This is a genomic window from Gordonia sp. NPDC003585, from assembly GCF_040610755.1.
Taxonomy (GTDB): Bacteria; Actinomycetota; Actinomycetes; order Mycobacteriales; family Mycobacteriaceae; genus Gordonia.
Map to the genome: position 1 here is coordinate 1 of NZ_JBEXMX010000076.1, position 26,941 is coordinate 26,941.

The 26,941-nt window shown below is 66.5% G+C and carries 25 protein-coding genes and 1 pseudogene; 10 read left to right on the forward strand and 16 right to left on the reverse strand.

The window, feature by feature from the left end; all coding sequences use genetic code 11:
• The 3 genes from ABZW74_RS18820 to ABZW74_RS18830 all read right to left on the reverse strand — a co-directional run.
• Positions 1-708: PHP domain-containing protein (locus ABZW74_RS18820; protein WP_355278354.1), on the reverse strand; the 708-nt coding region annotated here is incomplete at its 3' end.
• Positions 709-750: 42 nt separating this feature from the next.
• Positions 751-999 (reverse strand): hypothetical protein, encoded by a 249-nt coding sequence (locus ABZW74_RS18825; protein ID WP_355278357.1) that lies wholly within the window; start codon positions 997-999, stop codon positions 751-753.
• Between the two features lie 10 nt (positions 1,000-1,009).
• Positions 1,010-2,353: a GDSL-type esterase/lipase family protein gene (locus tag ABZW74_RS18830; protein ID WP_355278360.1), complete on the reverse strand. Its 1,344-nt coding sequence runs from the start codon at positions 2,351-2,353 to the stop codon at positions 1,010-1,012.
• A gap of 60 nt (positions 2,354-2,413) precedes the next feature.
• Between ABZW74_RS18830 and ABZW74_RS18835 the strand changes: the two genes are divergently transcribed.
• Positions 2,414-3,064: a TetR family transcriptional regulator gene (locus ABZW74_RS18835; RefSeq protein WP_355278363.1), complete on the forward strand. Its 651-nt coding sequence runs from the start codon at positions 2,414-2,416 to the stop codon at positions 3,062-3,064.
• A 163-nt stretch (positions 3,065-3,227) separates the two neighbouring features.
• Here ABZW74_RS18835 and ABZW74_RS18840 read toward each other — a convergent pair whose 3' ends face one another.
• Positions 3,228-3,515 (reverse strand): acyl carrier protein, encoded by a 288-nt coding sequence (locus ABZW74_RS18840; protein WP_355278366.1) that lies wholly within the window; start codon positions 3,513-3,515, stop codon positions 3,228-3,230.
• Positions 3,516-3,589: 74 nt separating this feature from the next.
• Here ABZW74_RS18840 and ABZW74_RS18845 point away from each other — a divergent pair, with 74 nt between their 5' ends.
• Positions 3,590-4,237, forward strand: a complete 648-nt coding sequence (locus ABZW74_RS18845; protein WP_308221016.1) for a TetR family transcriptional regulator — start codon at positions 3,590-3,592, stop codon at positions 4,235-4,237.
• A 180-nt stretch (positions 4,238-4,417) separates the two neighbouring features.
• Positions 4,418-6,340 carry an SDR family oxidoreductase gene (locus ABZW74_RS18850; protein WP_355278369.1) on the forward strand — a complete coding sequence of 641 codons (1,923 nt, stop codon included), beginning with the start codon at positions 4,418-4,420 and terminating at the stop codon, positions 6,338-6,340.
• A 16-nt stretch (positions 6,341-6,356) separates the two neighbouring features.
• Here ABZW74_RS18850 and ABZW74_RS18855 read toward each other — a convergent pair whose 3' ends face one another.
• From ABZW74_RS18855 to ABZW74_RS18865, 3 genes are all read right to left on the reverse strand, one after another.
• Positions 6,357-7,925, reverse strand: a complete 1,569-nt coding sequence (locus ABZW74_RS18855) for a DNA polymerase Y family protein (protein WP_355278372.1) — start codon at positions 7,923-7,925, stop codon at positions 6,357-6,359.
• Positions 7,925-8,647, reverse strand: a complete 723-nt coding sequence (locus ABZW74_RS18860) for a hypothetical protein (protein WP_355278375.1) — start codon at positions 8,645-8,647, stop codon at positions 7,925-7,927. Before ABZW74_RS18860 ends, ABZW74_RS18855 begins: the two co-directional genes overlap by 1 nt.
• A gap of 713 nt (positions 8,648-9,360) precedes the next feature.
• Positions 9,361-10,392 carry an Rv2578c family radical SAM protein gene (locus ABZW74_RS18865; protein WP_355278378.1) on the reverse strand — a complete coding sequence of 344 codons (1,032 nt, stop codon included), beginning with the start codon at positions 10,390-10,392 and terminating at the stop codon, positions 9,361-9,363.
• A gap of 90 nt (positions 10,393-10,482) precedes the next feature.
• Between ABZW74_RS18865 and ABZW74_RS18870 the strand changes: the two genes are divergently transcribed.
• Positions 10,483-11,742 carry a serine/threonine-protein kinase gene (locus ABZW74_RS18870; RefSeq protein ID WP_240856674.1) on the forward strand — a complete coding sequence of 420 codons (1,260 nt, stop codon included), beginning with the start codon at positions 10,483-10,485 and terminating at the stop codon, positions 11,740-11,742.
• A 17-nt stretch (positions 11,743-11,759) separates the two neighbouring features.
• Here the strand turns inward: ABZW74_RS18870 and ABZW74_RS18875 are convergent, their stop codons facing one another.
• A complete protein-coding gene (locus tag ABZW74_RS18875) occupies positions 11,760-12,452 on the reverse strand; it encodes a response regulator transcription factor (protein WP_276614650.1) in 693 nt (230 codons plus the stop codon).
• Positions 12,449-13,681, reverse strand: coding sequence for an ATP-binding protein (locus tag ABZW74_RS18880; protein ID WP_240856715.1), 1,233 nt, complete (start codon positions 13,679-13,681; stop codon positions 12,449-12,451). The genes ABZW74_RS18875 and ABZW74_RS18880 overlap by 4 nt, the downstream gene beginning before the upstream one ends.
• A gap of 130 nt (positions 13,682-13,811) precedes the next feature.
• Here ABZW74_RS18880 and ABZW74_RS18885 point away from each other — a divergent pair, with 130 nt between their 5' ends.
• Positions 13,812-15,125: a PspC domain-containing protein gene (locus tag ABZW74_RS18885; RefSeq protein ID WP_355278382.1), complete on the forward strand. Its 1,314-nt coding sequence runs from the start codon at positions 13,812-13,814 to the stop codon at positions 15,123-15,125.
• On the forward strand, positions 15,122-15,331 hold the full coding sequence (locus tag ABZW74_RS18890) for a hypothetical protein (RefSeq protein WP_240856672.1): 210 nt from the start codon (positions 15,122-15,124) through the stop codon (positions 15,329-15,331). The genes ABZW74_RS18885 and ABZW74_RS18890 overlap by 4 nt, the downstream gene beginning before the upstream one ends.
• Before the next feature lie 9 nt (positions 15,332-15,340).
• On the opposite strand, the gene guaA is transcribed toward ABZW74_RS18890, so the two are convergent.
• The gene (guaA, locus tag ABZW74_RS18895; RefSeq protein ID WP_355278384.1) at positions 15,341-16,948 is read right to left on the reverse strand and encodes a glutamine-hydrolyzing GMP synthase; all 1,608 of its coding nucleotides are present in this window, start codon (positions 16,946-16,948) and stop codon (positions 15,341-15,343) included.
• 127 nt (positions 16,949-17,075) lie between these two features.
• Between guaA and ABZW74_RS18900 the strand changes: the two genes are divergently transcribed.
• The 3 genes from ABZW74_RS18900 to ABZW74_RS18910 are packed head-to-tail and all read left to right on the forward strand — an operon-like array spanning position 17,076 to position 19,013.
• Positions 17,076-17,729, forward strand: a complete 654-nt coding sequence (locus tag ABZW74_RS18900) for a biotin transporter BioY (protein ID WP_240856670.1) — start codon at positions 17,076-17,078, stop codon at positions 17,727-17,729.
• A 10-nt stretch (positions 17,730-17,739) separates the two neighbouring features.
• Positions 17,740-18,414: an ABC transporter ATP-binding protein gene (locus ABZW74_RS18905; protein WP_240856669.1), complete on the forward strand. Its 675-nt coding sequence runs from the start codon at positions 17,740-17,742 to the stop codon at positions 18,412-18,414.
• Complete coding sequence (locus ABZW74_RS18910) at positions 18,411-19,013, forward strand: energy-coupling factor transporter transmembrane protein EcfT (RefSeq protein WP_355278388.1); 603 nt, start codon at positions 18,411-18,413, stop codon at positions 19,011-19,013. Before ABZW74_RS18905 ends, ABZW74_RS18910 begins: the two co-directional genes overlap by 4 nt.
• Before the next feature lie 650 nt (positions 19,014-19,663).
• On the opposite strand, the gene ABZW74_RS18915 is transcribed toward ABZW74_RS18910, so the two are convergent.
• Genes ABZW74_RS18915 through guaB form a run of 3 tightly spaced genes read right to left on the reverse strand, consistent with a single transcriptional unit; the run spans position 19,664 to position 24,150 of the window.
• Positions 19,664-21,409, reverse strand: a complete 1,746-nt coding sequence (locus ABZW74_RS18915; protein ID WP_240856667.1) for a GMC family oxidoreductase — start codon at positions 21,407-21,409, stop codon at positions 19,664-19,666.
• Between the two features lie 43 nt (positions 21,410-21,452).
• A complete protein-coding gene (locus ABZW74_RS18920) occupies positions 21,453-22,610 on the reverse strand; it encodes a GuaB3 family IMP dehydrogenase-related protein (RefSeq protein ID WP_240856666.1) in 1,158 nt (385 codons plus the stop codon).
• A 28-nt stretch (positions 22,611-22,638) separates the two neighbouring features.
• Positions 22,639-24,150: an IMP dehydrogenase gene (guaB, locus tag ABZW74_RS18925; RefSeq protein ID WP_240856665.1), complete on the reverse strand. Its 1,512-nt coding sequence runs from the start codon at positions 24,148-24,150 to the stop codon at positions 22,639-22,641.
• 134 nt (positions 24,151-24,284) lie between these two features.
• On the opposite strand from guaB, the gene ABZW74_RS18930 reads away from it, so the two are divergent.
• On the forward strand, positions 24,285-24,674 hold the full coding sequence (locus ABZW74_RS18930; protein ID WP_240856664.1) for a DUF5319 domain-containing protein: 390 nt from the start codon (positions 24,285-24,287) through the stop codon (positions 24,672-24,674).
• Between the two features lie 52 nt (positions 24,675-24,726).
• Here the strand turns inward: ABZW74_RS18930 and ABZW74_RS18935 are convergent, their stop codons facing one another.
• The 3 genes and pseudogenes from ABZW74_RS18935 to ABZW74_RS18945 all read right to left on the reverse strand — a co-directional run.
• Positions 24,727-25,824: an anti-sigma-D factor RsdA gene (locus ABZW74_RS18935; RefSeq protein WP_355278393.1), complete on the reverse strand. Its 1,098-nt coding sequence runs from the start codon at positions 25,822-25,824 to the stop codon at positions 24,727-24,729.
• Positions 25,808-26,395, reverse strand: coding sequence for a sigma-70 family RNA polymerase sigma factor (locus ABZW74_RS18940; protein ID WP_240856662.1), 588 nt, complete (start codon positions 26,393-26,395; stop codon positions 25,808-25,810). The genes ABZW74_RS18935 and ABZW74_RS18940 overlap by 17 nt, the downstream gene beginning before the upstream one ends.
• 110 nt (positions 26,396-26,505) lie before the next feature.
• Positions 26,506-26,941, reverse strand: a pseudogene (locus ABZW74_RS18945) (hypothetical protein); the annotation flags it as partial.

The following is a 26,941-nucleotide window of genomic DNA, read 5'->3' on the forward strand; positions in this document are numbered from 1 at the left end:
CACGGCCACGTCATCGCGTCCGAAGCGTTGCACCAGATCGCCCAGCGCAGCCTCGGCCGCCGACGCACCGCCCCGGTCGAGAGCACGGCGCACCGCGCCCTTGCGACAGCCGCTGAGGATCAGCCAGTGACCACCGGCCGCAGCGGGCAGTGCGTCGCGGTTGTACCGAAGCAACCCCTTCTCCCCCGCGACCATGTGCGCGGCCGCGATCGTCCTCGACAATCGGCGGTATCCCTCGCTGTCGCGGGCGAGCACCAGCAGATGCTCGCCGGGCGGGTCGTTGTGCCCGGTCCGGGCGACGTCGGGTTCCAGCGACAATTCGGAGCCGAACACCGTCGGCATCCCGAATTCCCTTGCTGCCTCGGCAAAGCGGACGAGTCCGTAGAAGCCGTCGTGGTCGGTGATGGACAGGGCACGCAGATCCAGCCGCTGCGCCTCGGTGACCATCTCCTCCGGCATCGACGCGCCATCGAGAAAGCTGTAGGCACTATGCGCATGCAACTCGGCATACGGCACCGACGATGCGATGCGGGCCACCGGGTCGGGCTGGTATTTCCCACGTTTGCGCGACCACGCCGGACTGTCGTTACCGTCGCCGGAGTTGTCACCGGGGCCGAACGCCTCCCCCGGACGCCCATGCCCGCGAGCGCGCCCCGACAGTACCCGTTCCATCTCCGACCAGGTCGGAGGACCTTGATCCCAGCCCACCCAACCAGTGTATCGAACATATTTTCGATAGACGATGGGGTCCTAGTCGTGCTCCCGACCGATTCTCGCCACGCACAACAGTCCCAGTTGCCGCCAGGTGGCCACACTGCACGCCGGCGGCGGCTCCGATTCGCGCACCACACGCAACACGCGACGGAAGAACTCGCATTCGGAGATGCCGAACTCCACCAGGATGTCGCCGGCGCTACCGCCGCCGTACGGCAGCCAATGCAACGCGAATCGCAGCATGTCGTCGACCAGCGGCGGACGAGACACCTTGGGAGTGACCATGACACTTCCTTCAGCAGCGCGGCGACGACGCGGTGGCGAGCATCGGCAGATCGACCGCGTGGGCCATCGCCCGATAGCCCGCCAGGCTCGGGTGCAGGTTGTCGGGACTCGCGAACTCACGCCGCAGCACCGAAGGATTCGCCGGATCTCGCGTCGCCGCGTCGAAGTCGACCACACCGTCGGCCGATCGCTGCCCACGGATCCAGGCATTGATCTGCTGCCGATGGTGTTCACTCTGCGGATTGAGCAGCACCCCGTCGACCAGCGCGTTCGAGGCGGGTTTGATGGTGCCCAGCCAGATCTTCACGCCGGCACGATGCGCCTGGCCGATCGCGTCGCGGTAGCCGGCGATCATGCCATCGGCATTCGCGAACGGTGGCAAGCCCACATCGTTGATGCCTTCGAGTAGCAGCACGCCGGCGACGCCGCTCTGTTCGAGAGCGTCACGCCGGAATCTCGACAACCCGCGCGACCCCAGCAGCAGCGGTTCGCCACTCGTGAGGAGACGATTGCTGCCGATGCCCGCGTTGACCACCGAGATCGGGATGCTCGCCCCGATCAGCCGACGCTGGAGGCCATCCGGGTAGCGCCCCTGCCGGTCCGCCGCGTTGGGATCGGCGGGCACCGACAGCGGGGTGGCACCCACGAATCCGTCGGTAATCGAATTCCCAAAGGCCACAATAGATCTCGTTGACGCCGGAGCTCGCACATCGAGCGCGTTGACATAGAACCACGACTTGGTGGTCGACGTGTAGCCGGCCGCACTCGTTCGGCCGGTCGCATCACCTGCACCGGCACCGGTGTAGAACGACGTCGCGTTGGCGTTCCAATGCTTGGTCGGCGGGCCCATCGTGCCCGGTACGTGAATACTCACGGCCAGCGGCACAAACGCGCGCACCCTGAATACCACGGGGTCACTGACCACATCTGCACCCGCGGGAACGGTCACCGAGTTCTTGCCGCCGAAGTGGACGGCCACCGGCGTGCTCACGCGCGCACCGCGGAGTTGGGTCGCGACGGTCGTCCGACCGAACGTGATCGGCGACGACCCGAAACGGTTGGTCAATCGCACCCGCAGCACCTCGCCGCCGAGGTGTGGAGTCACGATCATGCGGAACGTCTGATTGCTCACCACCATCGGCACCGGTCCGGCCGACGCGTCGACCGGCGTCACCGAGTCGGTCGGGCTCATCGCCCAGGACGCAACGAAGTGTGTACCGGCACACGTGGGCACCGCCGACGCGATGGTCGACACCCGCGCCGGGCCCAGCCCCGAGGCGACCACCACGACACCGGCCGCAACAGCGACGACCCCTGCGCGCCACCGCGTCCGAACCGAAGAACTTCTACGCACCGAAACCACCTTTCGTGGTCTTGACTGTGGGACGAACGAAATGAGGCATCATCGAACCCTGTGTCGGATGAGCAGACCGAGGCCGGCGGCCAGGGCGAAACACGAGCGCGCCTGCTGTGCGCGGCGGAGCGGCTGTACGCCGAGCACGGCATCTCCGCGGTGTCGAATCGCCAGATCAGCAAAGAGGCCGGGCTCGGCAACAACTATGCGGTCGGCATCCACTTCGGCAGCCACGTGGAGCTGATCCGGGAAATCCTCACTATGCACAATCGGCGACTCGACGAATATCGCAGCGCCGCACTCACTTCGCTCGGCTACATCAGCGATCTGCGCGACTGGCTGCGATGCATGGTCGCCCCCCACGTCGAGTACCTGTACGCGCTCGGCGTGCCCTGCCATTTCGCGCGCTTCTGCGTGCAGGTGACGACCGACCCGACTGTCTCCGAACTCGTCCTGCACGCGGGTGTCGTCGACTCGAAGCCTCTCGCCGAGACGGTGGCCGGCCTGTACCGCGTGTTGCCGATGATGCCCACCGACGTGCTCGACGCACGGAGCGCGTTCACCCGGCACCTGCTGCTGCACTCGCTCGCCGACGTCGAACGCACGCTCAACGACACCGCTGGTTCCCCACTGGAGGTTCGTGAGCAGGTGGATATCTTCGTCGACGCGCTCGTCGGCATCTGGTTGGCACCCATCACCAGCGAAACCTGAACGCAGTGCCGTTCTCGGAGTCACGACGCGCAATTCACCCATCAACCCCACCCGTAAGACGTGATGAAGGCCGATCACCCCCCACGTGGTGATCGGCGCCACTTGATAGTGATACGTCCCAATCCATAAGTCAAGTGACTTAGGATTGCAAGGGAGACACGCCTTAGAGGCGATGCCGAATCAGCGAGTCGAATCGCACGACGAGGGCCTGCTCAGACGCCCTGATGTGCTCGACGATCCCATTGACGGTCTGCAGTAGGTTCCGATCGCGATACCTCAGCCGGATCCCGAGATCCTCTTCCAGCTGAACGATCAGGTCCAGCATCCCGATCGAATCCAGACCGCAATCGGCGAGCGCCGTGGCGGGATCGAAGGCACTCGGCGGGATGGAGAGCACCTGCGAGACGCTGTGCCGTACCAGCATCTCCAGGTCATCCAGGCTGCGTTTCACGGCGTACCTTCCTGCGAGGTCGGGCGCATGTCACACGAGGCGGCGGCCAAACATGAGGCATCATGTGATTTGTGGTGGCAACGCGGAGCGAGCAGACAGCGGCCACCCGTGCGCTCCTGCGGACGACTGCCGAGCGTCTCTACGCACTGCACGGCATCGACGCGGTATCCAGCAGGCAGATCAGCAAGGCTGCGGGCCAGCGGAACAACTACGCCGTCGGCCACCATTTCGGCGACCGAACTGGCCTGATCAGCGCGATTCTGCGGAATCACAACTCGAAGATCGAAGAGTGCCGGCTCCGCGAACTCGACCGACTGCCCGCGCGACCCTCCATTCGCGATTGGATTCGGTGCCTGGTCCGCCCGGAGATGGAGTACCTCGGCAATCTCGGCGAACCGTCGCATTACGCTCGCTTCTGCGCGCACGTCGACGCCAACCCGGCCACCACGCCACTGCTGTACGCCTCCGTCGACGAGTCGACCGCCCTGACCGACGCGCTGCAGGGGTTCTTCGCTGCGCTGCCCACCCTGTCGGACACCATTCTCAGCGCACGCATCACGATGAGCCAGCACATGACGGTCTACACGCTTGCCGAATTCGAGCGCTCCCTCGACGACCCCGACATCACGTCCGGCCGACGAGCCGGTGCCTGGTCGCACCATTGCGAAACCCTCGTCGACGCAACCGTGGGCCTGTGGCTGGCGCCGACCACGCATCACTGACCCCCTTATCGATGAACGACGTACTGTGGGTTCGCGACCACTCCCCGACCGTGAGTCACATGACTTGAGCATAACTCGACTGATGGCAGAGTCGATGATTTCGGCACATTGCCATCGGCCAATGTAAGTGTCACCCTGAGTGACAGACAGATCCAGCTTCGACAGAGATGGACACCCCACATGCCGAACTACTTCATCACCGGTGGCAGCGGATTCATCGGCCGCCGCGTCATCGAGCGCATACTGACCGTCGACAGCACCGCCACCATCCACGCACTGGTTCGTGAGGCATCGCAGTCGCGATTCACCGAGATGCTCGCCGACCTGCCCGGCTCCGACCGCGTCACACTCGTGGTCGGCGATCTCACCGCCCCCGGCCTCGGAATCGATGCGACGAGCATCACCGACATCGACCACGTCGTGCATCTGGGCGCTATCTACGACATGGCAGCCGACGCCGACTCCCAGCATGCCGCCAACGTGGAGGGCACGTCGCGTGTCGCGGACTTCGCTGTCGCACATGACGCTTTGTGCCATCACATTTCGTCGATCGCCGTCGCCGGAGATCACCGCGGGGTCTACACCGAGGACGACTTCGACACCTGCCAAGGATTCCCGTCGCCCTATCACCGCACCAAGTTCGAGGCCGAACGCGTCATCCGGGAACGAGAAGGTCTGCGCTGGCGCGTGTTTCGCCCGTCGGTGGTGGTCGGGGACTCCCGGACCGGCGAGATGGACAAGATCGACGGGCCGTACTACTTCTTCGGCCAACTCGCGCTGCTCGGCCGACTGCCGTCGGCGCTGCGACTCCCGATGCCGGACCTGGGCATGATCAACATGGTGCCGGTCGACTACGTCGTGAACGCGATCGTGGCGCTCCTCGACGTCGAACCGGATCGGAGTGGACTCGTCTTCCATCTCAGCGATCCGCAGCGTCGCACCATCACCGACATGTACAACGCGATCGCGCCAGGATTGAACGCGCCCAAGGGATTCAACGTCATCCCGAATCGCTTCGTCGAACCCGCGATCGCGCTGTCGGGCGTCGGTCCGCTGCGAGTGGGACGTGACCTGGTGGCCGCCCAGCAGAGCATTCCGCCCGCGATTCTCGACACGATGTCGTTGCCCGTCGACTTTAGATCCGAGCACACCGCGTCGGTCCTGCACGAGCACGGCATCTGCCAGCCCGACCTCGACGACTACGGCCCGCGATTGTGGCGCTACTGGGCCAAGAACCTCGACCCGCGCCGCAACCGCCGCACCGACCCGCGCGGACCACTTGTGGGCAAGAACGTGCTCATCACCGGCGGCTCCACCGGCATCGGCAAGTCCACCGCACGGATGTGCGTCGCACGTGGGGCCAATGTGTTCATCGTCGCCCGCGGCGCCGACGAACTCGATTCCGCGGTCGCCGAACTCAACGCCACCGCGAGCAAGAAGGGTATTCCACCGGGCCGGGTGGTGGCCTACCAATGCGACATCACCGACTCCGAGGCAGTCAACGCGCTCGTCAAAACGATTCTCGCCGAACATGATCACGTCGACGTGCTGGTGAACAACGCGGGCCGTTCGATTCGCCGGGCAACGCTGAACTCGGTGGACCGGCTGCACGACTACCAACGCGTGATGGCCGTGAACTACTTCGGTGCGGTGAACCTGATCCTGGAATTGCTGCCGCACATGGTCGCGCGGCAGTCCGGGCACATCGTCAATGTGACGTCGATTGCCGTGCAGTCTCGCGGGCCCCGCTTCGGTGCGTACGCCGCGTCAAAGGCTGCGCTGGAGGCGTTCAGCGATGTCACCGGGACCGAAACCCTGTCCGATCACGTGAGCTTCACCAATGTGCGGCTGCCGCTGGTGCAAACCCGGATGATCGCGCCGACCGAAGCCTACGACAATCAGCCGGGCACCTGGAACGTCGACAAGGCCGCGAGCCGGGTACTCGACGGCATCCTCCGACGACCCCAACACATCAACTCGACGCTCGGCACCATCGCCGAGATCGGACGGCGCCTGACACCCGCACTGACGACGCGTGTTCTGCATCAGGAGTATCTGATGTTCGGCGAATCCGATGCCGCACTGGGCAAGTCGCGGAGTTGACCCACCTGACCGCGGGCTACTCGTAGACCCCCTCGACGACCCAGCCGCCGGAACGGTAGCAGAGCAACAGCGCCCGGGAATCGTCGAGCAGGACCTGAGCACGGGCGGTGATGCCGGCCTCGTCGGTTCCGCTCGGCCATGGGCCGGCCCACCAGCACAGTTCCCAGGCTGCGCCGCGGCCGGCCGGATGCCGGCCGATCCGAACGAGCCGCACCGTGGCCGGCTCCGCGGTGAATGCTCCCCGTCCGGTCACCGAAACCGGTTGTCCGACAGCATCCAGCACGAGAATCTCGGTCTCCGCCAGAACCGCGGGGGCGGGTTGCGGGAGCCGACCAGGCCACGGCGCGTTCGGATCCCGGCTCGGCACCCGCTCATCTCCCAGGGTCACCATGGTGATCCGTTCCGCCGGTCCCCTGCCCCCGCTGAGCACCGGAACCTTGACCGCATCACCACCGAGGATGCCCTGAATGCGCACCAGGGTTCGGCGGGCCCGTTCGTCGGCCTCCGCGTCACCGCCACCGAGATCATATTGGAGGGCACCGGCATCCACGAGTTCCACCGGTTCCAGCCGCAGAGCGGCGATCGGCGAATCAGGCCGGTCGGCCGCGCTCCGACCACGACCACCGGTCAGCCAGCCTTCCAACTGCCATCGGATACGATCCGCGGTCGCATCCGGAGTCAACGGCTGCGCACATCGCCAGGTTCGCGAATGCCGCTGTCCACGTTCAGTTGTCGCCTCAATGGCCAGTCGAGTACAGGCCACCGACGCATCGAGCAGACGGCGATGCAACTTCTCGGCCAGGTGCCGACCGAGGAAGGCCGCGGCATCGACCCGGTCGACGGGCGGGTCACAGGCATGCTCGATGATCACGTCGAGCGATTCCCGGCGACCCGACGGCACCCGTCCCGGTTGCGCATTGGCCAGCCGGTGCGCAACCACCGCATCCGCGGAGAAGCGTGATGCGACGTCGGTGGCCGACAACGCGGCAAACGCACCGATGGTGGATACTCCCAAGCGCCGCAACAAATCCACCAGTTCGGTCCGGGTCGGATCGCTCAGGCTGGGCTCCACTGCCAGATCCGCGACGGGCAGCTTCGCGAGGTAGTGGCCGTCCCCGCCCGGCTCGACTTGCTGTCCGCGCCGAGCCGCGAGTACCGCGGTGAACAGTTCGTCGGCGATACCGACCTGGGATTCGACCCCGCAGGCCGACACCGCGTCGACCACCTCCTCGGCCATGGTCCCTTCACCGCCGAAGTAGCGGACAGCGCGATCACCGGGCACCACCAGGAGCCCCGGGCGCAGCACTTCCAGGGTGGGCACGATCTCGGCCACCACCGCAGCGACCGGTTCGAAGAACCGCCCGTCCCGGTTCTCGTCCGCGGCCACCAGCGTCATCTCCGGACATGCGGACTGCGCCTGTCGTTTCCGCATGCCACGACGCACGCCCATCGTCCGGGCCGATGCCGAACAGGCGACCACGCGGTTGGCCGACAACACCGCGATGGGGTGTTGCGGTGGCAGATCGACCTCGGCCGCAGCAGCCGTCGCCGGCCAGTCCGGACACCACAGCGCCAGCACCCGCATCAGTTCGCCACCGCCAGTTCGTGTTGTGTCGTGGTGGCCTGCACCATCTCCACCCCCTGTGGGCGTGCCACCAGATCAGCCAGCACCGTTTCCGGACGACGCGAACGTCCGGAAACCGTTATCCGCAAACGCATCCCACCGATTCTTCCGAAACCGCACCGGATATCGGCAGGGTCGGCGAGACCCGGGCTGTGCCGATAGGTGAGGACCTCCGTGTCGATGTGGGTCTGCGCACCCGGCCACCTACCACCCACCACGAGCAGAACCGACGACTGTTTACGCGCCCGGCCCATCACCACCCGACTGCGCGACGGCGCGACATCGAGACCACCGGCGCCCAGCACCACCAGGTCCATGCCGTCGAGCAGAACCGCCGCCACCTCGACGGGGTCGGCGCCGGGCAACGGCACCGTTGCGATTCTCGACAGATCCGCGCCCATCTCCGCCGCGGACAACAGACCCAGCCGGGGCAGCCCCACGATCCCCACCTGACCACCGGCGCGGGTCACCTCGGCGATCACCGCGATCAACACCGAGTTCATCCCATCCAGACAGGCGACCGTTCCGCGGGCAATTCCTTTGTGCGGCAGAACTTCCGACAACGGCGAGGGCATCGGCAACGCACCCTCCACCGGGTCGGCGACGTCCACCGCATGCTGATCCGGTTGGCCGGACATCGCCGCCATCCGTTTGCGGAGCTCCGCAATCGGCGTACCACTCATCACTGCGCCGCACCTTTGAGTTCAGTGACCGACATCGTCGAGTAGCCGAGCAACCGCGTACTGAAAGTAGGGGAAGAATCTTCGTCCCCTGGTTCTCGTGTCTTCCCCGAAAAAATTCCCGGGGAAGAAGCCAAGGCTAGGGGAAGAGTTTCTTCCCCTAGTTTCTGCACAGGAGTGACCGGGTTCGCAAGCAAGACATTCCGTCGGCCACTCTTTCGCGAAACACCCTGCCGCGGAAAGCTGTACGTGTCAGCCCGGCCAACTGCATAGTCCACTTGAGCGGGTTGGAGCGTACAGATTTCCGCAACGGCGTGCGCCCACGGACCACTGTTGCGCGCCGAAAGTGGTTGCTTGCCTGGGCAACCCGGGAGCCTCAGCCGCGATGCTCTTCTGCCGAAACTAGGGGAAGAAACTCCTCCCCTAGTTCTCGTGACTTCCCCGAGAAAATCCTCGGGGAGGAAGCCAAGGCTAGGGGAAGAGTTTCTTCCCCTACTTTCTGCAGGACGGGTCTTCGAGGCTCGTCGCTTGTGCTCCTCGCACCTCAGACAGCGGTTGAGACGGCAGCGATCCGACACCGACGACATATCCATTGCACCCTCCAGATCCAGCGTGGTACTCAAGCGAGCCGGGAAGGTGCGCGCCATCGATCACTCGAACGTGTTTTCGATAATTCGATCGTAGAACCGGCCACCGACAACCGTCAACCGCAGCCGTCAGAACAGCGTCAGAGCCTGCTGCAACTCGGGCCTCGCCACCGGAGTGGCATCGGCGTCGTCGGCCGCGTCGCCGCGCATGCCGCCGGAACCGGCCAGACTGTGCCGAACCACCAGCGGACGCATCCGCTCACGCAACCACGACGAATACTCCGGCGTGACGTAGGCACCACGGCCGTACAGTCCGCGGTATCGGCGGACCAGCGCCGGATGCTCGGCCGCCAGCCATTCGAGAAACCACGGCTTGGTCGCGCCGCGCAGATGCATGGGGAACGCCGTCACCCCGGACGCTCCCGCCGCACCGATCGCCCCCAGCAACTCGTCCAGATGCGACGACGAATCGGTCAGATACGGGATGACCGGGGCGACCATCACGTGCGGGGCGAATCCGGCGTCGGCAACCTCGCGGATGAGGGCGAGCCGCGCCGCGGGCGACGGCGTTCCCGGCTCGATCTGCTTCTGCAGGTCGGCGTCGAAGAATGCCAGCGAAATGCCGATGCTCACCGACACCTGCCCGGCAGCTTGCCGCAGCAGTGGCAGATCGCGGCGCAGCAAGGTGCCCTTGGTGAGGATCGAGAACGGGGTGCGCGACTCCGCGAGCGCCGTGATCACCCCGGGCATCAAACGGTAGCGCCCCTCGGCCCGCTGGTAGGGGTCGGTGTTGGTGCCGAGCGCCACCACCTCCCGCGTCCACGACCGACGGCGCAACTCCCGCCGCAGCACCGCTGCGACGTTCAGTTTCACCACCACCTGGCTGTCGAAGTCTCGACCGGCATCCAGATCGAGATACTCATGGGTCGGTCGCGCGAAGCAGTAGCGACACGCGTGCGTACAACCCCGAAAAGTGTTCACGGTGAAGTGAAATGGCAGATGCGACGCCTCCGGAACACGATTGAGCGCGCTCTTGGCGAGCACCTCGTGGAAGGTGATGCCCTCGAATTCCGGTGTCTGCACCGAGCGGACAAGACCCGATCGGGCAAACCCGGGAAATGCGCCGTCGTCGGCGTCGACCGACTGATCCGACCATCGCATAACGCGAGTCGAACATACGTGCGATATCGCTGTCAAGTGCGACGCACCGGCCAGGGCATGCGCGCCCGGCCCGGCCGCTATCATCGCCCTATGTCCACCGAGTCCACCAATCGTCGCATGCCAGGTCCGCAGTACCTGGTGGCCGGACGATATCGCCTGCTGTCGCGCATCGGCGGCGGCGGAATGGGCACGGTATGGCTGGCGCGCGACCAGCTCCTCGACCGCGAGGTCGCGGTCAAGCAGGTCGTCTCCACCGAGGGGCTCACCGAGGAGTCGGCCGACAACATCCGTCAGCGCGCGATGCGCGAAGGCCGCATCGCCGCGAAGCTCTCCCACCGCAACGCCATCGCGATGCACGACGTCGCCCTCGACCGTGGTGAACCGTGGCTGGTGATGGAGTACCTCCCATCGCGCAGTGTCGCCCAGATCCTGCATGCCACAACCACTCTGGATGTACAGGAGGCCGCGCAGATCGGCGCCCAGGTGGCCGACGCGATGGCCGAGGCGCACGCCGCGGGGATCGTGCACCGCGACATCAAGCCCGGCAACATCCTCATCGCCACCGGCGCACGCAACGCCGGACTGGTCAAGATCACCGACTTCGGCATCTCCCGCGCCAAGGACGACGTGACCCTCACCCAGGCGGGCGTCATCACCGGCACGCCGGCCTACTTCGCCCCGGAGGTCGCACGCGGTACCGAACCCGGCGAGCCGTCGGACGTGTACTCGCTCGGAGCCACCGTGTACACGATGATCGAGGGGCAGCCGCCGTTCGGTATCGACGAGAACTCGCTGGTACTCCTGCACCGCGTGGCCCGGGCCAGAATTAATCCCATGACCAAAGCCGGTGCGCTGCAGCCGGTTCTGCTCAGACTGCTCGAACCGAGCCCCACCCGGCGACCGACGATGGAACAGGCACGCGACCTGCTCGCCGGAGTGGCCGCCGGCAACCACCGGACCACGCAGCAGGTGCTGACCGGAAAGCTCGCGAAACCAGGTGGCGGCGTTCCGATCTGGGCGCAGTCCTCGAACACCCTGCCGCCGAGCACCATGCCACCCCGCACACCCACCGGCTCACACGCACCGGTCCACAATACCCCGGTGCGCAATGCTGCAGCCTACGCGCAGACGATGTCGACGCCTGCACCTTCCGGCGGCGTGTCACCGCACACTCCGCCACTGCCACCCAGCGGGGCCTATCCGCCGGCGCCACCACCGTCGTACCCGGGCGTGTATGCGCCTGTGCCACCTCGGAAGTCGTCGTCGAGCGGGCCACTCGCGGCCGCCATCTTCGGCTTCTTCGTGCTCCTCGCCATCGCGGCGGTACTCATCATCGCCATAGTGCGCTGAGCTCGCAGACGACCTGTTCAGCCGATGTGCCTCGTCGCCGCCCAGCGGGTCAGCGCGTTGCGGTTGGATTGCTGCGTCTTGCGTAACACGTTGGAGGCGTGGGTTTCCACCGTCTTGATCGAAATGAACAGCTCTTCGGCGATCTCCCGATACGTATAGCCACGCGCAAGGAGCCGCAGCACCTCGAGTTCGCGTCGGGTCAGCGAATCCAACTCCGGATCCAGCGGCGGTTCAGGCGCACTCGACTTACCGGTGAACGAATCCAGCACGAAGCCGGCGAGACGCGGACTGAAGACCGCGTCGCCGTCGGCCACCCGGCGTACCGCGTCGGCCAGTTCCGCACCGCTGATCGTCTTGGTCACGTAGCCGCGGGCGCCCGCACGGATTGTCGCGATCACATCCTCGGCTGCGTCGGACACGCTGAGTGCCAAGAAGACCGGGGCGTCGGAACCCATCGCGTCGACGACGGAGCGCAGCACGGCGACACCGCCGCCGGACGGCATGTGCACATCGAGGAGCACCACATCCGGTGTCGTCGCGGCGATCCCGGCGACGGCCTCGGCGACCGTGCCCGCTTCCCCGACCACCCGCAGACCCGACTCACCCGCCAGTTCGGCACGCACCCCGGACCGGAACACGGCGTGGTCGTCGACCAGGTAGACACCGCACACTCGATCTTGGGATTCCACTTGTCCAGCCACGTCGCTCATCGTGTGTGCCCGTCCTCCTGATCCGGTTGTCCACCCGTATCTTTCTCGTGTTCGACGCCCGCGTCGAGGCGTGGCACCACCAGCCGCACGTTGGTACCCCGGCCGGGCGTCGAATCGATGCGCACAGTTCCCTCGGCGCGTTCGATGCGAGCGCGGATCGACCGCGCGATGCCCTGCCGGTCGTCGGCGACCGCGTCGGGGTCGAAACCAGCGCCACGGTCGCGGATGAAGACCTCCACCTCGGGTTCGGTGATCTCGCAGTACACGTCGACCGTCCGCTCCCCAGAGTGCTTGGCCGCGTTGACCAGTGCCTCCCGCGTCGCCCCGACCAACGCTGCCCACCGCTTGGCGTCGGCGGTCTCCTCCGGACGCAGATCGCCGACCGTCACCACCTCGACCTCGATCCCGTAGGCGTCCTCCACCTCCGCGCCGACTCCGCGCAGTGCGGCGGCCAGCGAATCGTTGCGATGGGCAGGATCACCGAAAAGCCATGCACGCAGCTCTCTTTCCTGGCTGCGCGCCAGACGGGCGACCGCCTCCGGCTTGCCGGCCTGCTTCTGGATGAGCGCCAACGTCTGCAGCACGGAGTCGTGCAGATGCGAGGCGATCTCCTCACGCTCGGCGTTGCGAATGCGCGCGGCGCGCTCCTCGTTGAGCGCGCGCCACATCCGCATCCACAGCGGGACCGTCAACAGCACCACACCGATGAGGGTGGCCACCACCGCGAGGATCGTTGTGTTGAGCCCACCGAAGCTGCGGTTGCCCGCCAGGACCACCACCACAAGACCACCGATGACCAGGACCACACCGCCGATCAACCGGGTCCAGGTGAGTATCGGTGTGCGTGGCGCGGTTCGGGAGGTGTCGAATTCGCGCCATACCAGGCTGGCGCCGATCGCGATGAACACGAACGGAACCAAGTAGGCGGCCGGGGTGCCCGACGCGGCGAACCCCACCACCGCCATGGCCACCAGGCCGATCAACGCCAGGCCAAGCGACTGTCGGCGCACCCCCGGCGGCGGTGGCGTCGTGTCGTCGCCGGGCGGGCAGAAGAACCAGAGCAGTCCATAGGCGACCACACCTGCGCCCGCGAGTGCCGCCAGCACCACGAACACGATGCGGACGCGGAAGGCGTCCACGCCGAGATGGTCGGCGATGCCACCGGCAACACCGGCGATCACCCGCCCACCGTCGCGTCGCACCAGTCTCGGCGCAGCGTCGACCTCCACGTCACTCACCCTTCCGATACTGGCACGCGGGCACCGGTTCGACATCAGGGTCGATCCCGGATCCGATCCCGGGATTCCGGGCAGAACTCAGGGTCATACCCGATGCATCGGGAGGCTCCCACGGCCCACGATGGTCATCATGGACACCAAGGATCTCCAGCAGCAGGTCACCGACCTGTGGGCGACGCGTCCGGTGCGGCCCGACGACCCGCGCACGATCGCGGGTGTGTGCAGCGGCATCGCAGCGCGCTATCGGGTGGACCCGACGCTGGTCAAGGTGGCGTTTGTGGTCGCCGCGTTCTTCGGCGGCAGCGGACTGCTGCTGTATCTGGCCGCGTGGATCGCCATGCCGGGTGCGGCCAAGGCGCGCGCGGCTGCCGCGCGGGGTCGTCGGCCGTCGACGCGGATCAAGCTGCACGGCCCGCGATTCATCTTGTTCGCCGTACTGGCCATCGTGGTCATCACGTCCTTCGGCCCCAACCGGACCTGGGGTTCGGGTGGCCTGGTCGGCGCCATCCTGATGCTCGTCGGCTGGTGGCTGCTGTACCTCCGCACTCCCACCCCGCCGCCGGGAACGTCGGTCGACACCCAACCCGGCGCCCTCACTTCCCCTGCCAACACCGCCGCACCCAACTTCGGTGCTTCCGACCACTTCGAGAGATGGATACCACGCGCCATGATGAACCCCGGAGAGCACCCGCCCACGCCTGCCCCGCGGAGCGACACCACCGACAACCCGACCGCCGTCCTCGAACCGACGACAACCACACCCCCGGCCTGGGATCCGTTGGGCGCCGCCAGCTTCGCGTGGGATCTTCCCGAGCCGGCGACGCCGGTCTACGAGCCTCCCCGCGACCGCCGTTCACCGCTCACCCTCGTCGTGTTGGGCATCGCAGTCATCGTGGGGGCAGCCGGGACCGCCGCCCATCAGGCGGGCATCGACTGGTTCACCCCCGGACGTGTGCTGTCCCTCGCGCTGGCCGTCGTCGGTGCCGGTCTGATCTACGCGGGTCTTCGACGTCGCAGTTCCGGACGACACAGCACCGGACTCGTACCGATCGCGATCATCCTCGGCGTCGCCACGGTCGTCACAACAGCCGCCGCCGGGTTCTCTGGCTTCCCGGAGGGCGGCGTGGGCGACCGCGATTGGAAACCGTTGACGGAGAACGACATCAAGCCCGAATACACGCTCGGCATGGGCGCCATGGTGCTGGACTTGCGCGAGGTCGAACTGACCTCCGACCGGCGCGTCGAACTGCGCAGCGGCATGGGCGAGATCACCGTGAAGGTGGGCCCCGACATGAACGTTCGCGCGGAATGCAGCACCGGACTCGGCGACTATCACTGTCCGGAAGGCCTGGACGGCGGCGGTGACGGCACCGCCGGTCCGGTACTCACGATCGACGCCCACAGCGGTATGGGCAAAGTGGAGGTTGTGCGATGAGTGACACAGATCAGACGTCGGCCATCGAGCGGCACCGTTCGCCAGGGCTGGTGCTCTTCGGACTGCTCGCGCTCGGCGTCGCGGTGTGGGGCATCGCGGACGGACCGACCTTCCCCGACGCGTCGAATCTCGGCTGGCTGGCTGTCGGGGTCGGGCTGGTGGTCGGGTTGCTCCTGATCGTCACCGGTGCGCGATCGCAGCGTTGAGCAGAACCCTCACTCCCATTCGATGGTGCCCGGGGGTTTGCTCGTGACGTCGAGGACGACGCGGTTGACGTCGGGCACCTCGTTGGTGATGCGGGTGGAGATCACTTCGAGCACCTCGTAGGGCACCCGGGTCCAGTCGGCGGTCATCGCGTCCTCGCTCGACACCGGGCGCAGCACGATCGGGTGCCCGTAGGTGCGGCCGTCGCCCTGGACGCCCACACTCCGCACGTCGGCGAGCAGGACCACCGGACACTGCCAGATCTGTGTGTCGAGGCCGGCTGCGGTCAGTTCTTCGCGGGCGATCAGGTCGGCCTTGCGCAACATGGCGAGCCGGTCAGCGGTGACCTCGCCGACGATGCGGATCGCCAGACCCGGGCCGGGGAACGGCTGCCGCGCAACGATGTCCTCGGGTAGGCCCAGCTCACGGCCCACCGCGCGGACCTCGTCCTTGAACAGCAGCCGAAGCGGTTCGACGAGGTCGAACTCGAGATCTTCCGGCAGTCCGCCGACGTTGTGGTGGCTCTTGATGTTCGCGGCACCGCTGCCACCACCGGACTCGACGACGTCCGGGTACAGCGTGCCCTGCACGAGGAACTCGACCTTCTGGCCATCGTCGGCGTGATCGCCCAGAACCTCGCTCACCGCGCCCTCGAAGGACCGGATGAACTCGCGGCCGATGATCTTGCGTTTGGTCTCCGGGTCGCTGACGCCGGCGAGTTCATCGAGGAACGTCTCTGCCGCGTCGACCGTGACCAGCTTGGCTCCTGTGGCGCCGACGAAGTCGTGCTGGACCTGCTCGCGCTCACCGGCTCGCAGGAGTCCGTGGTCGACGAAGACACACGTGAGCCGGTCGCCGATGGCGCGCTGTACGAGGGCTGCGGCCACCGCCGAATCCACGCCACCGGAAAGTCCGCAGATGGCGAGGCCGTCGCCGATCTGGTCGGACACCGCGTCGATAAGGGTGTCGGCGATGTTGGCCGGGGTCCAGGTGGCCTCGAGTCCGGCGATCTCGTAGAGGAATCGGGTGAGGATCTGCTGGCCGTGCGGGGTGTGCAGCACCTCGGGGTGGTACTGGACGCCCGCCATGCGACGTTCCACGCATTCGAAGGCGGCGACCGGTGCGCCCGGCGTCGAGCCGGTCACCACGAATCCCTCGGGGGCGACCTGCACCGCGTCGTTGTGGCTCATCCACACCGGCTGGGTGTCCGACAGGCCCTGATGCAGAATGCCCTCCCCGTTCAAGGTGAGCGTGGTGCGGCCGAACTCGCGACCACCGGTGTTGGCGACCTCGCCCCCCAGCTGGCGCGCCATCGACTGGAATCCGTAGCAGATGCCGAACACCGGAATGCCGAGCTCGAAGACCTGCGGGTCGAGCCCCGGTGCGTTGTCGGCATACACCGACGCCGGACCACCCGACAGGATGATCGCGACCGGGTCCTTGGCGGTGAAGTCGGCCAGTCCGGCGTCGTGGGCGATGACCTCGGAGTAGATCCGGGCCTCCCGCACCCGTCGTGCGATCAGCTGCGCGTATTGCGCGCCGAAGTCGACGACCAGAACCGGTCGCGGCCCGTCGAACCGCGATCCGTCGAAGAAGCCCTGAGCAGCAGAATCCGTCACGGAAGAAAGTGTAGTGGCGAACCGGTCAGTGCCTGGGCGCGCGGGTGCCCGGCGGGTTTCGACGGGAGATCTCATTGACGGGCCAGCGCAGCGACGCGGGTTTGAGGTGGAATACTGCGAGATCGTCATGGACAACGCTTCTTCCGGAACCCAGCCGCACAAACGGCACAATCCCTGGTCCCTGTCGGTCACCGACATCACGCAGGCAGCGGTGTTCGCGGCGCTGATCGCCGCGCTCGGACTGCCGGGTGCCATCAATCTGCCGGGCGGTGTGCCGATCACGCTGCAGACGATGGGCGTGATGCTCGCCGGTGCGATCCTCGGCCCGAAGAAGGGCACCCTCGCGGTGGGAATCTTCATGGTGCTGGCGATCGCCGGACTGCCGATTCTCGCCGGCGGCATCAATGGTCAGGCGTCGCTCGCCTCCGCCCGCGGCGGCTACTTCCTGGGCTTCCTGCCCGGGGTGATCGTCATCGGCGTGCTCACCGCGGTCATGCTGTCGACGCCGTCGGGCGACGGCAAACCGCGCTATCGGGTGACCTGGGGCATTCTCATCAACCTGCTCGGTGGCCTGGTGGTGATCTACGCGTGCGGTGTGGCCTGGCTGGTGATCCGTGGATACCTGACCTGGTGGGCGGCCATCACCACCAACGGACCCTATGTGGCGGGCGACGTCATCAAGGCGGTCATCACCGCTCTCGTGGCCGCCCAGGTGCACCGCGGGTGGCCTGGCCTGATCGAACCGATTCGGCTCCGCAAGCCCTCACCACCGGAACCCTGATCACCAGCACATGATCGAGATCGCCGACGTCACCCACGCCTACGACGACCGGGTTGTGCTGCGCGATGTTTCACTCACGCTGGGCGAACAACGCATCGGGATGGTCGGCGCCAACGGCAGCGGCAAGTCGACGCTCGCCCGGATGATCAACGCTCTCGTCACCCCCGACACCGGCACGGTCACGGTCAACGGGATCGACGCGGCCAAACACAAACGTCGCGTCCGACGCGAGGTCGGATTCATCTTCTCCGACCCCGACCGGCAGATCATCATGCCGACCGTCATCGAGGACATCGAACTGTCGTTGCGGCGCACCGAACTCACGAAAGCCGAACGGACACAGCGGGCTCGCGCCGTCCTCGACCGTTTCGGACTGGCCGATCACGCCGACCATCCGGCCGCACGGTTGTCCGGAGGACAGAAGCAACTCCTCGCGCTGGCGTCGATCTTCGTGACCGAACCCCGCATCATCGTCGCCGACGAACCGACGACGCTGCTCGACCTGCGCAACAGCCGGATGTTGCGTGAGGTGTTCACCACGCTCGACGAACGACTGATCGTGGTGACCCACGACCTCGACCTCGTCGACGACTTCGACCGGGTCATCGTGCTCGACGACGGCCGGGTGGTGGCCGACGATGTGCCCGCCGCCGCGATCGCCGCTTACCGCCGGATGATGTCGTGAGCGCGTTGGGCGTCTACCGCCCGGGAAACACCCTGCTGCATCGTCTTCCGCCGGGCGTGAAGTTGGTCGGGCTGGGCGCGGGGATCGTCGCGATGTCGGTGTGGGTACGCTCCCCCGCGGCGTTGGGGATCGCTGCAGTCGCGGTGGCCATGGTGTACGCGTTGGCCGGTCTCGGACCCGTCACCGCGTGGCGTCAGCTCCGACCGATGCTGTGGATCACGCTGTTCATCTTCGCCTTCCAGTGGGTGTTCACCGATTGGCAACGGGCGGTAGTGGTCTGCGGAGTTTTGGTCTTGTCGGTGGCGTTGGCAGCGGTGGTCACGTTGACCACCCGCACGACAGACATGCTCGACACCATCGTCGCCGTGCTGAAACCGATGCGCCGCATCGGGGTTCCGGTCGACCACATCGCGATGGCCCTGGCACTGACGATCCGGGCCATCCCGATGATGGTCGAGATCATCCGCGAGGTGGACGAAGCACGGCAGGCGCGCGGCCTACGACCGGGTGCACGAATCCTGTTCGCACCCATCGTGATCGCGGCGTTGCGAACCGCCGAGGGGTTCGCCGACACGCTCACCGCACGCGGTTTGGACTGATTGGCCGAGGGAACATGCTGCCCCACACCGGCTGACCGCACATCGTCCGCCGACTGAGTTCCCTCCGCTGCCTGAGGTGCGACGAGCGCTAGCCGCCGGGCTGAGGAGCCCCGTGCGAGGTACGAGCATGGGAGCGTCTCGAAGTCGAAGAGCCTCGAAGGCCTGGTGACCGCTGCTGCTTGGTCGCCGAATTACCCTGTCTCGCCATGCCCTTCGAGGCTCTCGGCTAGCGCCTCGAGCACCTCAGGGAGCGGAACGTACGGGTCAGCGGGTCGGTCACCGAGTTCCTCGAGTCAGCGACCCACCCGCCGCCTGCGGCGGCGATCGTGGAGGCGGGAAGAGGGCCGTGGAGCGCGGCGCGGCAACGATGATCCACGAAAAATAGGGGAAGAAACTCGTCCCCTACCCCTGGAGTCCTCCCCGCGAATTTTCTCGCGGACGACTCAACAAGCAGGGGCAGAAAGTAGGGGAAGAACCTTCCCCTACTTTCAGTGGTCCGGCGCCTCGCTGACGTGGCCCGTTCGCCTGCCCTTCGAGGCATCCCTCGGCCGGCGCCTCGGGCACCTCAGAGCGGTGGGGTGGTGGACGCTTACGCGCAGTTCAGAGCGCTAGTCACCGACCTCTTCGGATCAGAATCGCGGGTCATGCGATCAGCTGGTGTGCACGATCCGCTCGACCGGAGTAATCGGCAAGCGCAGCGCTCCGGGCGCGGATTCCGGCACCACCGGCGCCGTGGGAGCGCATGGACTGATCCGCTCGTACGGACGGCCCTGTGCGGGACGCTGGTCATTCTCGCCCTTGTTGGGCCACAACGCCATCGCACGCTCGGCCTGCGCGCAGATCGTCAGGGACGGGTTGACACCGAGGTTCGCCGAGATCGACGCGCCGTCGGTGACGTGCAGGGTCGGATAGTTCCACACGCGGTGATACGGGTCGATGACACCGGCTTTCGGGTCGTCGGAGATGGCGCAGCCGCCGAGGTAGTGCGCGGTGAGCGGCATGTTCACGATGTCTCCCCACGTGCCGCCGGCGAGTCCGTTCGGCAGCTTGCCCGCGATCCGTCGAGTGGCCTCGTTGCCCTTGGGGATCCAGGTCGGATTGGGTTCGCCGATGCCTTGCTTGGACGTGATGTAGCGCAACGGTCCACGCTTGCGCACGAAGGTGGTCAGCGAGTTGTTGTTGTTCTGCATGACCAGTGCGATCACCGTGCGTTGGCTCCACTTGCGTACCACCAGGAGTCGCACCAGCAAGAACGGATTCCGGATGACCTGCCGGAGGAACTGCCCGAACCGGTTCGCCGGGGATCCGCCGTCGGTCAGCGCCGTCTGTAGGTAAGCGATCGCGTTGGAGCCCTTGCCATAACGCACCGGCTCGATGTGGGTGTTGGATTCCGGATGGAAGGACGACGTGATCGCCACGCCGCGCGAATAGTCGTGTGCGGGATCGAATTTCCCGGCCATCGCACCAAGGATCGACTCCGAGTTGGTCCTCGTCAGCTCGCCCATCGCGTCCGAGATCCCCGGCAGCGTCGTATGTTTCGCGTGATGCATCAATCGCTGCGTATTGAAGGTGCCGGCCGCGACGATCACCTGCCCCGCGGTGTAGACGCGGGCCCGACGACCCAGCGGACCCCATGACGACGACCCGTGCGTGCCCACCGACCATGTGCCGTCGGTCTTCTGCTCGAGCGAGTCGACGGTGGTGCGCGCGATGATGGTGGCCCCACGACGTTCGGCGAGTCCCAGGTAGTTCTTCATCAGGGTGTTCTTGGCGCCGACCCGACACCCTGTCATGCACGCGCCGCATTCGGTGCAGGCCGTGCGCGCCGGTCCCACACCGCCGAAGTACGGATCGGCCACGGTCTCGCCCGGCTCGCCGTCGAGGCCGGTCTTGGCACCGAAGAACACGCCGACCGGCGTCGAGGTGAAGGTGTCGGCGACACCCATCTCCGTGGCGACCTCTTTCATCACCCGATCGGACTCGGTGAAGGTCGGATTGGTCACCACACCCAGCATGCGTCGTGCCTGGTCGTAGTAGGGAGTGAGCTCGTCCTCCCAATCGGTGATGTGGTTCCACTGCGGATCGGTGAAGAACGGGGTCGGCGGCTTGTACAGGGTGTTCGCGTAGTTGAGCGACCCGCCACCTACGCCCGCACCCGCCATGATCATGACGTCCTTCAGCGCATGTATCCGCTGAATGCCGTAGAGGCCCAGCTTCGGCGCCCACAGCCACTTGTGCAGGCGCCAGCTGGTCTTCGCGAATTCCTCGTCCTCAAAGCGCCGACCGGCCTCGATGACACCGACCCGGTATCCCTTTTCCACCAGGCGCAGCGCACTCACGCTCCCGCCGAATCCGGAACCGATGATGAGCACGTCGAAATCACATGGGGCTGCCATGAGCAACCATACTAACGCACATTGTCACATAGCGTGACGCGGGTCACCGGTGGACCGAGAGGCCCACCTTCTGGAACTCCTTGAGATCGCAGTATCCGGCCTTGGCCATGGCCCGTCGCAGCGCGCCCACCAGGTTCAACTCTCCGAACGGGTCGTCGGATGGACCGGTGAGCACCCGGTCGAGCGTGGGCCGATCCTCATCGATCGCCACCTGGAGCAAAGCACCACGCGGGGTATCCGGATGCGCTGCCGCCGACGGCCAGTACCAGCCACGACCAGGGGCCGACGCACTCGCGGCCAGCGGCGTCCCCAGCACTGCGGCGTCCGCTCCGCACGCGATCGCCTTGATCAGGTCACCGGAGGTGTGAATGTCGCCGTCGGCGATCACATGGACGTACCTGCCGCCGGTCTCGTCGAGGTAGTCCCGGCGGGCCGCGGCGGCGTCGGCGATCGCTGTGGCCATGGGTACTCCGATTCCGAGAACCTCACCGGTCGTGGTCGCGCCGGTGGCCGAACCGTAGCCGACGATCACGCCTGCCGCGCCGGTCCGCATCAGATGCAATGCGGTGCGGTGATCGTGGACGCCGCCCGCGATCACCGGGATGTCGAGGTCGGCGATGAAGGTCTTGAGGTTCAACGGTTCTCGCGTCGCGCCCTCCGAATCCACCTGCGCCACATGCTCGGCCGAGATGATGGTGCCGTGCACGACGAGGATCTCCACGCCCGCAGCCAACAACGCGGGCGTCAGCTCGGGCGCATGTTGCGGACTGACCCGCACCGCCGTGGTCACACCGGCCTCACGGACCTGCGACACCGCCTCGGCGAGCAGTCCACTGTCCAGTGGCGCTGCATGCAACTTCTGCAGATGCCGCACGGCCGCATAGGGATCCGGGTCCTCGGCCGCGATCTTGACCAGTTCGGCGATCTTGGCGTCGACGTCGCGATGCCGAGCCCACAGACCCTCGCCGTTGATGACGCCGAGGGCACCGAGCTTGCCCAGCTCCACGGCCATCTGCGGGGAGACGAGCGCGTCGGTGGGATGGCTCAGGATAGGCGCCTCGAACCGGTAGGCATCGATCTGCCATGCCGTCGACACATCCTTGGACGATCGGGTTCGCCGTGACGGCACGATGCTGATGTCATCCAGCTCGTAGGTCCGTCGGGCGGTTCTGCCCATACCGAATTCGACGAGATCACGCACCGGTGCGCCTTTCTGCTGTCCGCTTCACTCAGCGGGAATAGTAGTTGGGTGCCTCTGCGGTCAATGTGATGTCGTGCGGATGCGACTCCTTGAGGCCGGCCGCGGTGATCTGCACGAAGCGCGCCTGCTGGAGATCGGTGATCGACGTCGACCCGGTGTATCCCATCGCCGCCCGCAGCCCACCGACGAGCTGATGGATGACCTGCGTGAGCGGGCCACGGAACGGCACCCGGCCCTCAATGCCTTCGGGCACCAGCTTCTCTTCCTTGAGGACGTCGTCCTGGAAGTAGCGGTCCTTCGAATACGACTTGCCCTGCCCGCGTCCCTGCATCGCACCCAGCGAACCCATGCCGCGGTAACTCTTGAACTGCTTGCCGTTCACCAGGATCAGATCGCCCGGAGCCTCGGCGGTACCGGCCAGCAGCGAGCCGAGCATGGCGGTCGACGCGCCGGCGGCGAGCGCCTTGGCGATGTCGCCCGAGTACTGCAGACCGCCGTCGGCGATGACCGGGACGTCGGCCTGCTTGCACACCGTGACGGCTTCGAGGATCGCGGTGATCTGTGGTGCACCGACACCAGCGACCACGCGGGTGGTGCAGATGGAGCCCGGTCCGACACCAACTTTCACCGCGTCGGCACCGGCATCGATGAGAGCCTGTGCGGCCTCGCGGGTCGCGACATTGCCGCCCACGACGTCGACGCGGTCACCGACCTCGGCCTTGAGTTTGGCGACCATGTCGAGCACGAGGCGGTTGTGGGCGTGTGCGGTGTCGACGATGATGACGTCGGCACCCGCGTCGGCCAGTGCCATGGCCCGCTCCCACTGCGGATCGCCGGTACCCACGGCGGCGCCGACCAGCAGTCGACCGTCGGCGTCCTTGGTGGCCAGCGGATGCTGTTCGGTCTTCACGAAATCCTTGACGGTGATGAGACCGGTCAGCCGGCCGTTGCCGTCGACGATCGGCAGCTTCTCCACCTTGTTGCGCCGCAGGAGACCCAACGCGGCTTCCGCCGAAACACCCTCGTGCGCGGTGATGAGCGGCGCCTTGGTCATCACTTCGGAAACCGGACGATCCTGATCGACCTCGAAGCGCATGTCGCGGTTGGTGATGATGCCCACCAGCTCACCGCGATCGTCCACCACCGGCAGGCCGGAGATGCGATACCGCGCACACATCGAGTCGACCTCGGCGAGCGTGTTGGTCGGCGAGCAGGTGACCGGGTCGGTGACCATCCCGGCCTCCGACCGCTTCACCGTCTCCACCTGGCCGGCCTGATCCTCGATCGACAGATTGCGATGCAGGACACCCATACCGCCCGCGCGGGCCATGGCGATTGCCATCCGCGCCTCGGTCACGGTGTCCATCGCCGAACTCACCAGCGGCACACGGAGGGAGATGTTCTTGGTCACTCGCGAGGAGGTGTCCACCTCGCTCGGGATCACGTCGGAGGCCGAGGGCAGCAACAGGACGTCATCGAAGGTCAGGCCGAGCATCGCGACCTTGCCGGGATCGTCTCCACCGGTACGAACATGCGTCATCTGTCCATGGTATCGACTCTGGCCAATCGGTATTGCCCACCCCGGTGCGGTGCTCGCGGAAGCGTTCGCCCGACGCAGACAGGTGGTGTGTAGGGATACGGCGCGCGTGCCGCACCATCGGCTACGGTGGTTGTGTGCGCGACCACCTTCCACCCGGCCTTCCGCCGGACCCGTTTGCCGACGATCCGAGCGATCCCGCCTCGGCTCTCGACTCTGTGGAGCCGGGCATCCCGCTCGACGAGAGCGAGCGACTCGCTGTCGAAGAGGACCTCGCCGATCTCGCCGTCTACGAAGCACTCCTGGCCCATCGCGGGGTCCGTGGCCTGGTGGTGGTCTGTGACGACTGCCACGAGGACCACTACCACGACTGGGACATGCTGCGCGCCAACCTTCTTCAGCTCCTGATCGACGGCACGGTCCGTCCACACGAGCCCGCCGTCGACCCACGCCCCGACGCCTACGTGACGTGGGACTACTGCCGCGGGTATGCGGACGCGCGCAATCACCTCGACGAGGATCGCTGACCCGAAGAAGCCCCTGCGCTTCCGGAGCTACCCTCAGCCGGCGGAAGAAGCCTCAGCGCGACGGAACCGCCGTGGTGGTGGTCGTCGTGATCGTCGGAACCGGCTCGTCGGGGACATCGGCCGGCGTGCTCTGCAACGTCGACGACGGCGGTGGTAGCGGCACCGCCGTCGTGAAGGTCGTGGTCGGGACGACCGTCGGTCGCGTCGTTTCCGGTGGATTCGTCGGTCCGGGTCCCGGCGGGTTGGACGGTCCGGGTCCGGGCGGGTTGGTCGTGGTCGGTGTGTCGCCGCGCGGTGTTGTCGGCGGCGTCGTCCCCGGTGTCGTGGTGTCGGTGCGCGGATTGGTCGATTCCGGAGGAGTCGTTCGGGCGTCGGTTCCGGTCCGCGTACGCGGATCGACCGTGGCCGAGTCATCACCCGGTGACGTGGTCACCGAGCCCGGGCCGGTCGTCGACGGACTGCCGGTCGGGCTCGCGGATTTCGCAGTGCCCGCACGCAAACGGGAGATCCAATCGTTCATCTGATCTCGCGTGTCGCCCTTACGCATCGGCCCCATCTGGCTCTCCGCCTTGGCGATATAGCTCGCCGCGGCCGAAGTGTCGCCGATGGCCATCGCCGCTTCGGCCTGCTCGAGATTCGACCGCACGTCATGAGCGGCTTGGGTCTCGGATGCGGCCTGTGCAAATACGACCTTCTTGACCGGCCACAACGGATCTCCGGGCTGCGAACCCTCCGACAGCACGGTGAGACCTGCGGCAGCCACGATGACGATCGCGGCAGCACCCGAGATCACGCGGAGATGGCGGACCATCCGCTTACCCCGACTCGCACGCTCGGTGGCGGCGATGGCGCGTTCGACCTCGTCGACTGTCGGCAACTCCGGTGCCGGCTGGTCCACGATCCCGTGGCGCCAGTCCGACAGCAGCGCGGCGAGTTGGTACTCCTCGTCGTCACGGGTCTCCACCGGTACGTCGCGCGACAACGCGTCGATGAACTGGTCGTCGAAGGCGACCTGCGAGATGTCGACCGGCTCGCCGTCAGCCCCGTCGCGGGGCCAGTCGACCGGCCCGGTCGGGCCGCCGTGATTGTCGGGCAGGGGGTCATTGCCGGTGTTCGCCCGGCGATGGCGCCAGTCATGCGCGTCGTTCATTTGACCCTCCTGTCCTGTTCAACTCGTTCTTCAGCTTTGCCAATGCCCGGTGCTGGGCGACCCGAACCGCCCCGGGCGTACTTCCCACCGCTGCTGCGGTTTCCTCGGCGGACATCCCGACCACCAAGCGCAGCACCAGCACTTCACGCTGCTTCTCCGGGAGGATGTCGAGCAGTGCCCGCATCCGTCTGCTGGCGTCGGCGTCGAGTGCGAGCTGTTCTGGCCCGCCGGTGACGTTGGTGACCTCGGGCACCGCATCAACCGGATCGGCCTTCACCCGCCCCGCCACTCGCAGTGCGTCGGCCACCTTGTGCGACGCGATGCCGTAGACGAAGGCCATGAACGGCTTACCCTGGTCCTGGTACCTGGGCAACGCGGTCATCACCGCCATCAACGCCTCCTGCGCTATGTCATCGGCGGAGAACAAATGGCGTTCTCCGACTCCAATTCGCCCTCGGCAGTAGCGCAGAATGGGATCCTGCACACTTTCGAGAACTGACGTGAGCGCGACCCTGTCCCCTTGCCCTGCGGCACGGACAGCGTCGTCCAACTCACCACCTGTCAGCTTCATCGTCAGTAGGAATCCCCGTGTTACATGTCGGTTGACCGAACTCACCGGTCCTGATAAGACCCCCCGCACACCTACAGTCGCCATCGACCCGCGGCAAGCCCTCGTTTACCTTAGCGATCCTTAGCCGACGTGAACGGCATGCCCTTGCGTCGGAGCGTGGTTTCGAGTTGAACGTGCAGGTCACGCTCGGTAGTCGACGCCGCGCCGACACCCTGGAGCAACGACGACGCGGCCCACTGCAGAGGTAACAGTCCTTCGTCGGCTGCCCGGCGGGCAAGGATTCGGGCCACCTCGGCTGCGCCCGTACTGTTTCCGACCGACGCCTGGGCTGCTGCGGCGATGAGGTCTGTCTTGATGCGGTGGCGGGTAGTCGGCCCCGAATCGACACCTGCGACGGTCTCGACCGCATCCTGGGCGAACTCGACTGCGGTCTGCCCGTCGCCGCTGTACATGGCCAGCTCCGACCGCACCCACAGCATGCGTAACCACCCCCGGCCACCGTCGTCCCAGTCGTCGGCGCTCCACTGTGCGGGGTCGCGAGCGCCG

Bases quoted from the DNA above. Each gene is read 5' to 3' on its own strand.
- ABZW74_RS18850 (WP_355278369.1), top strand. From the start codon at position 4,418: ATGCCGAACTACTTCATCACCGGTGGCAGCGGATTCATCGGCCGCCGC.
- ABZW74_RS18860 (WP_355278375.1), bottom strand. From the start codon at position 8,647: ATGAGTGGTACGCCGATTGCGGAGCTCCGCAAACGGATGGCGGCGATG.
- ABZW74_RS18915 (WP_240856667.1), bottom strand. From the start codon at position 21,409: ATGGCAGCCCCATGTGATTTCGACGTGCTCATCATCGGTTCCGGATTC.
- ABZW74_RS18935 (WP_355278393.1), bottom strand. From the start codon at position 25,824: ATGAACGACGCGCATGACTGGCGCCATCGCCGGGCGAACACCGGCAAT.
- ABZW74_RS18825 (WP_355278357.1), bottom strand. From the start codon at position 999: ATGGTCACTCCCAAGGTGTCTCGTCCGCCGCTGGTCGACGACATGCTG.
- ABZW74_RS18940 (WP_240856662.1), bottom strand. From the start codon at position 26,395: ATGAAGCTGACAGGTGGTGAGTTGGACGACGCTGTCCGTGCCGCAGGG.
- ABZW74_RS18905 (WP_240856669.1), top strand. From the start codon at position 17,740: ATGATCGAGATCGCCGACGTCACCCACGCCTACGACGACCGGGTTGTG.
- ABZW74_RS18855 (WP_355278372.1), bottom strand. From the start codon at position 7,925: ATGCGGGTGCTGGCGCTGTGGTGTCCGGACTGGCCGGCGACGGCTGCT.
- ABZW74_RS18890 (WP_240856672.1), top strand. From the start codon at position 15,122: ATGAGTGACACAGATCAGACGTCGGCCATCGAGCGGCACCGTTCGCCA.
- guaB (WP_240856665.1), bottom strand. From the start codon at position 24,150: ATGACGCATGTTCGTACCGGTGGAGACGATCCCGGCAAGGTCGCGATG.
- ABZW74_RS18885 (WP_355278382.1), top strand. From the start codon at position 13,812: ATGGTCATCATGGACACCAAGGATCTCCAGCAGCAGGTCACCGACCTG.
- ABZW74_RS18865 (WP_355278378.1), bottom strand. From the start codon at position 10,392: ATGCGATGGTCGGATCAGTCGGTCGACGCCGACGACGGCGCATTTCCC.
- ABZW74_RS18870 (WP_240856674.1), top strand. From the start codon at position 10,483: ATGTCCACCGAGTCCACCAATCGTCGCATGCCAGGTCCGCAGTACCTG.
- ABZW74_RS18875 (WP_276614650.1), bottom strand. From the start codon at position 12,452: ATGAGCGACGTGGCTGGACAAGTGGAATCCCAAGATCGAGTGTGCGGT.
- ABZW74_RS18900 (WP_240856670.1), top strand. From the start codon at position 17,076: ATGGACAACGCTTCTTCCGGAACCCAGCCGCACAAACGGCACAATCCC.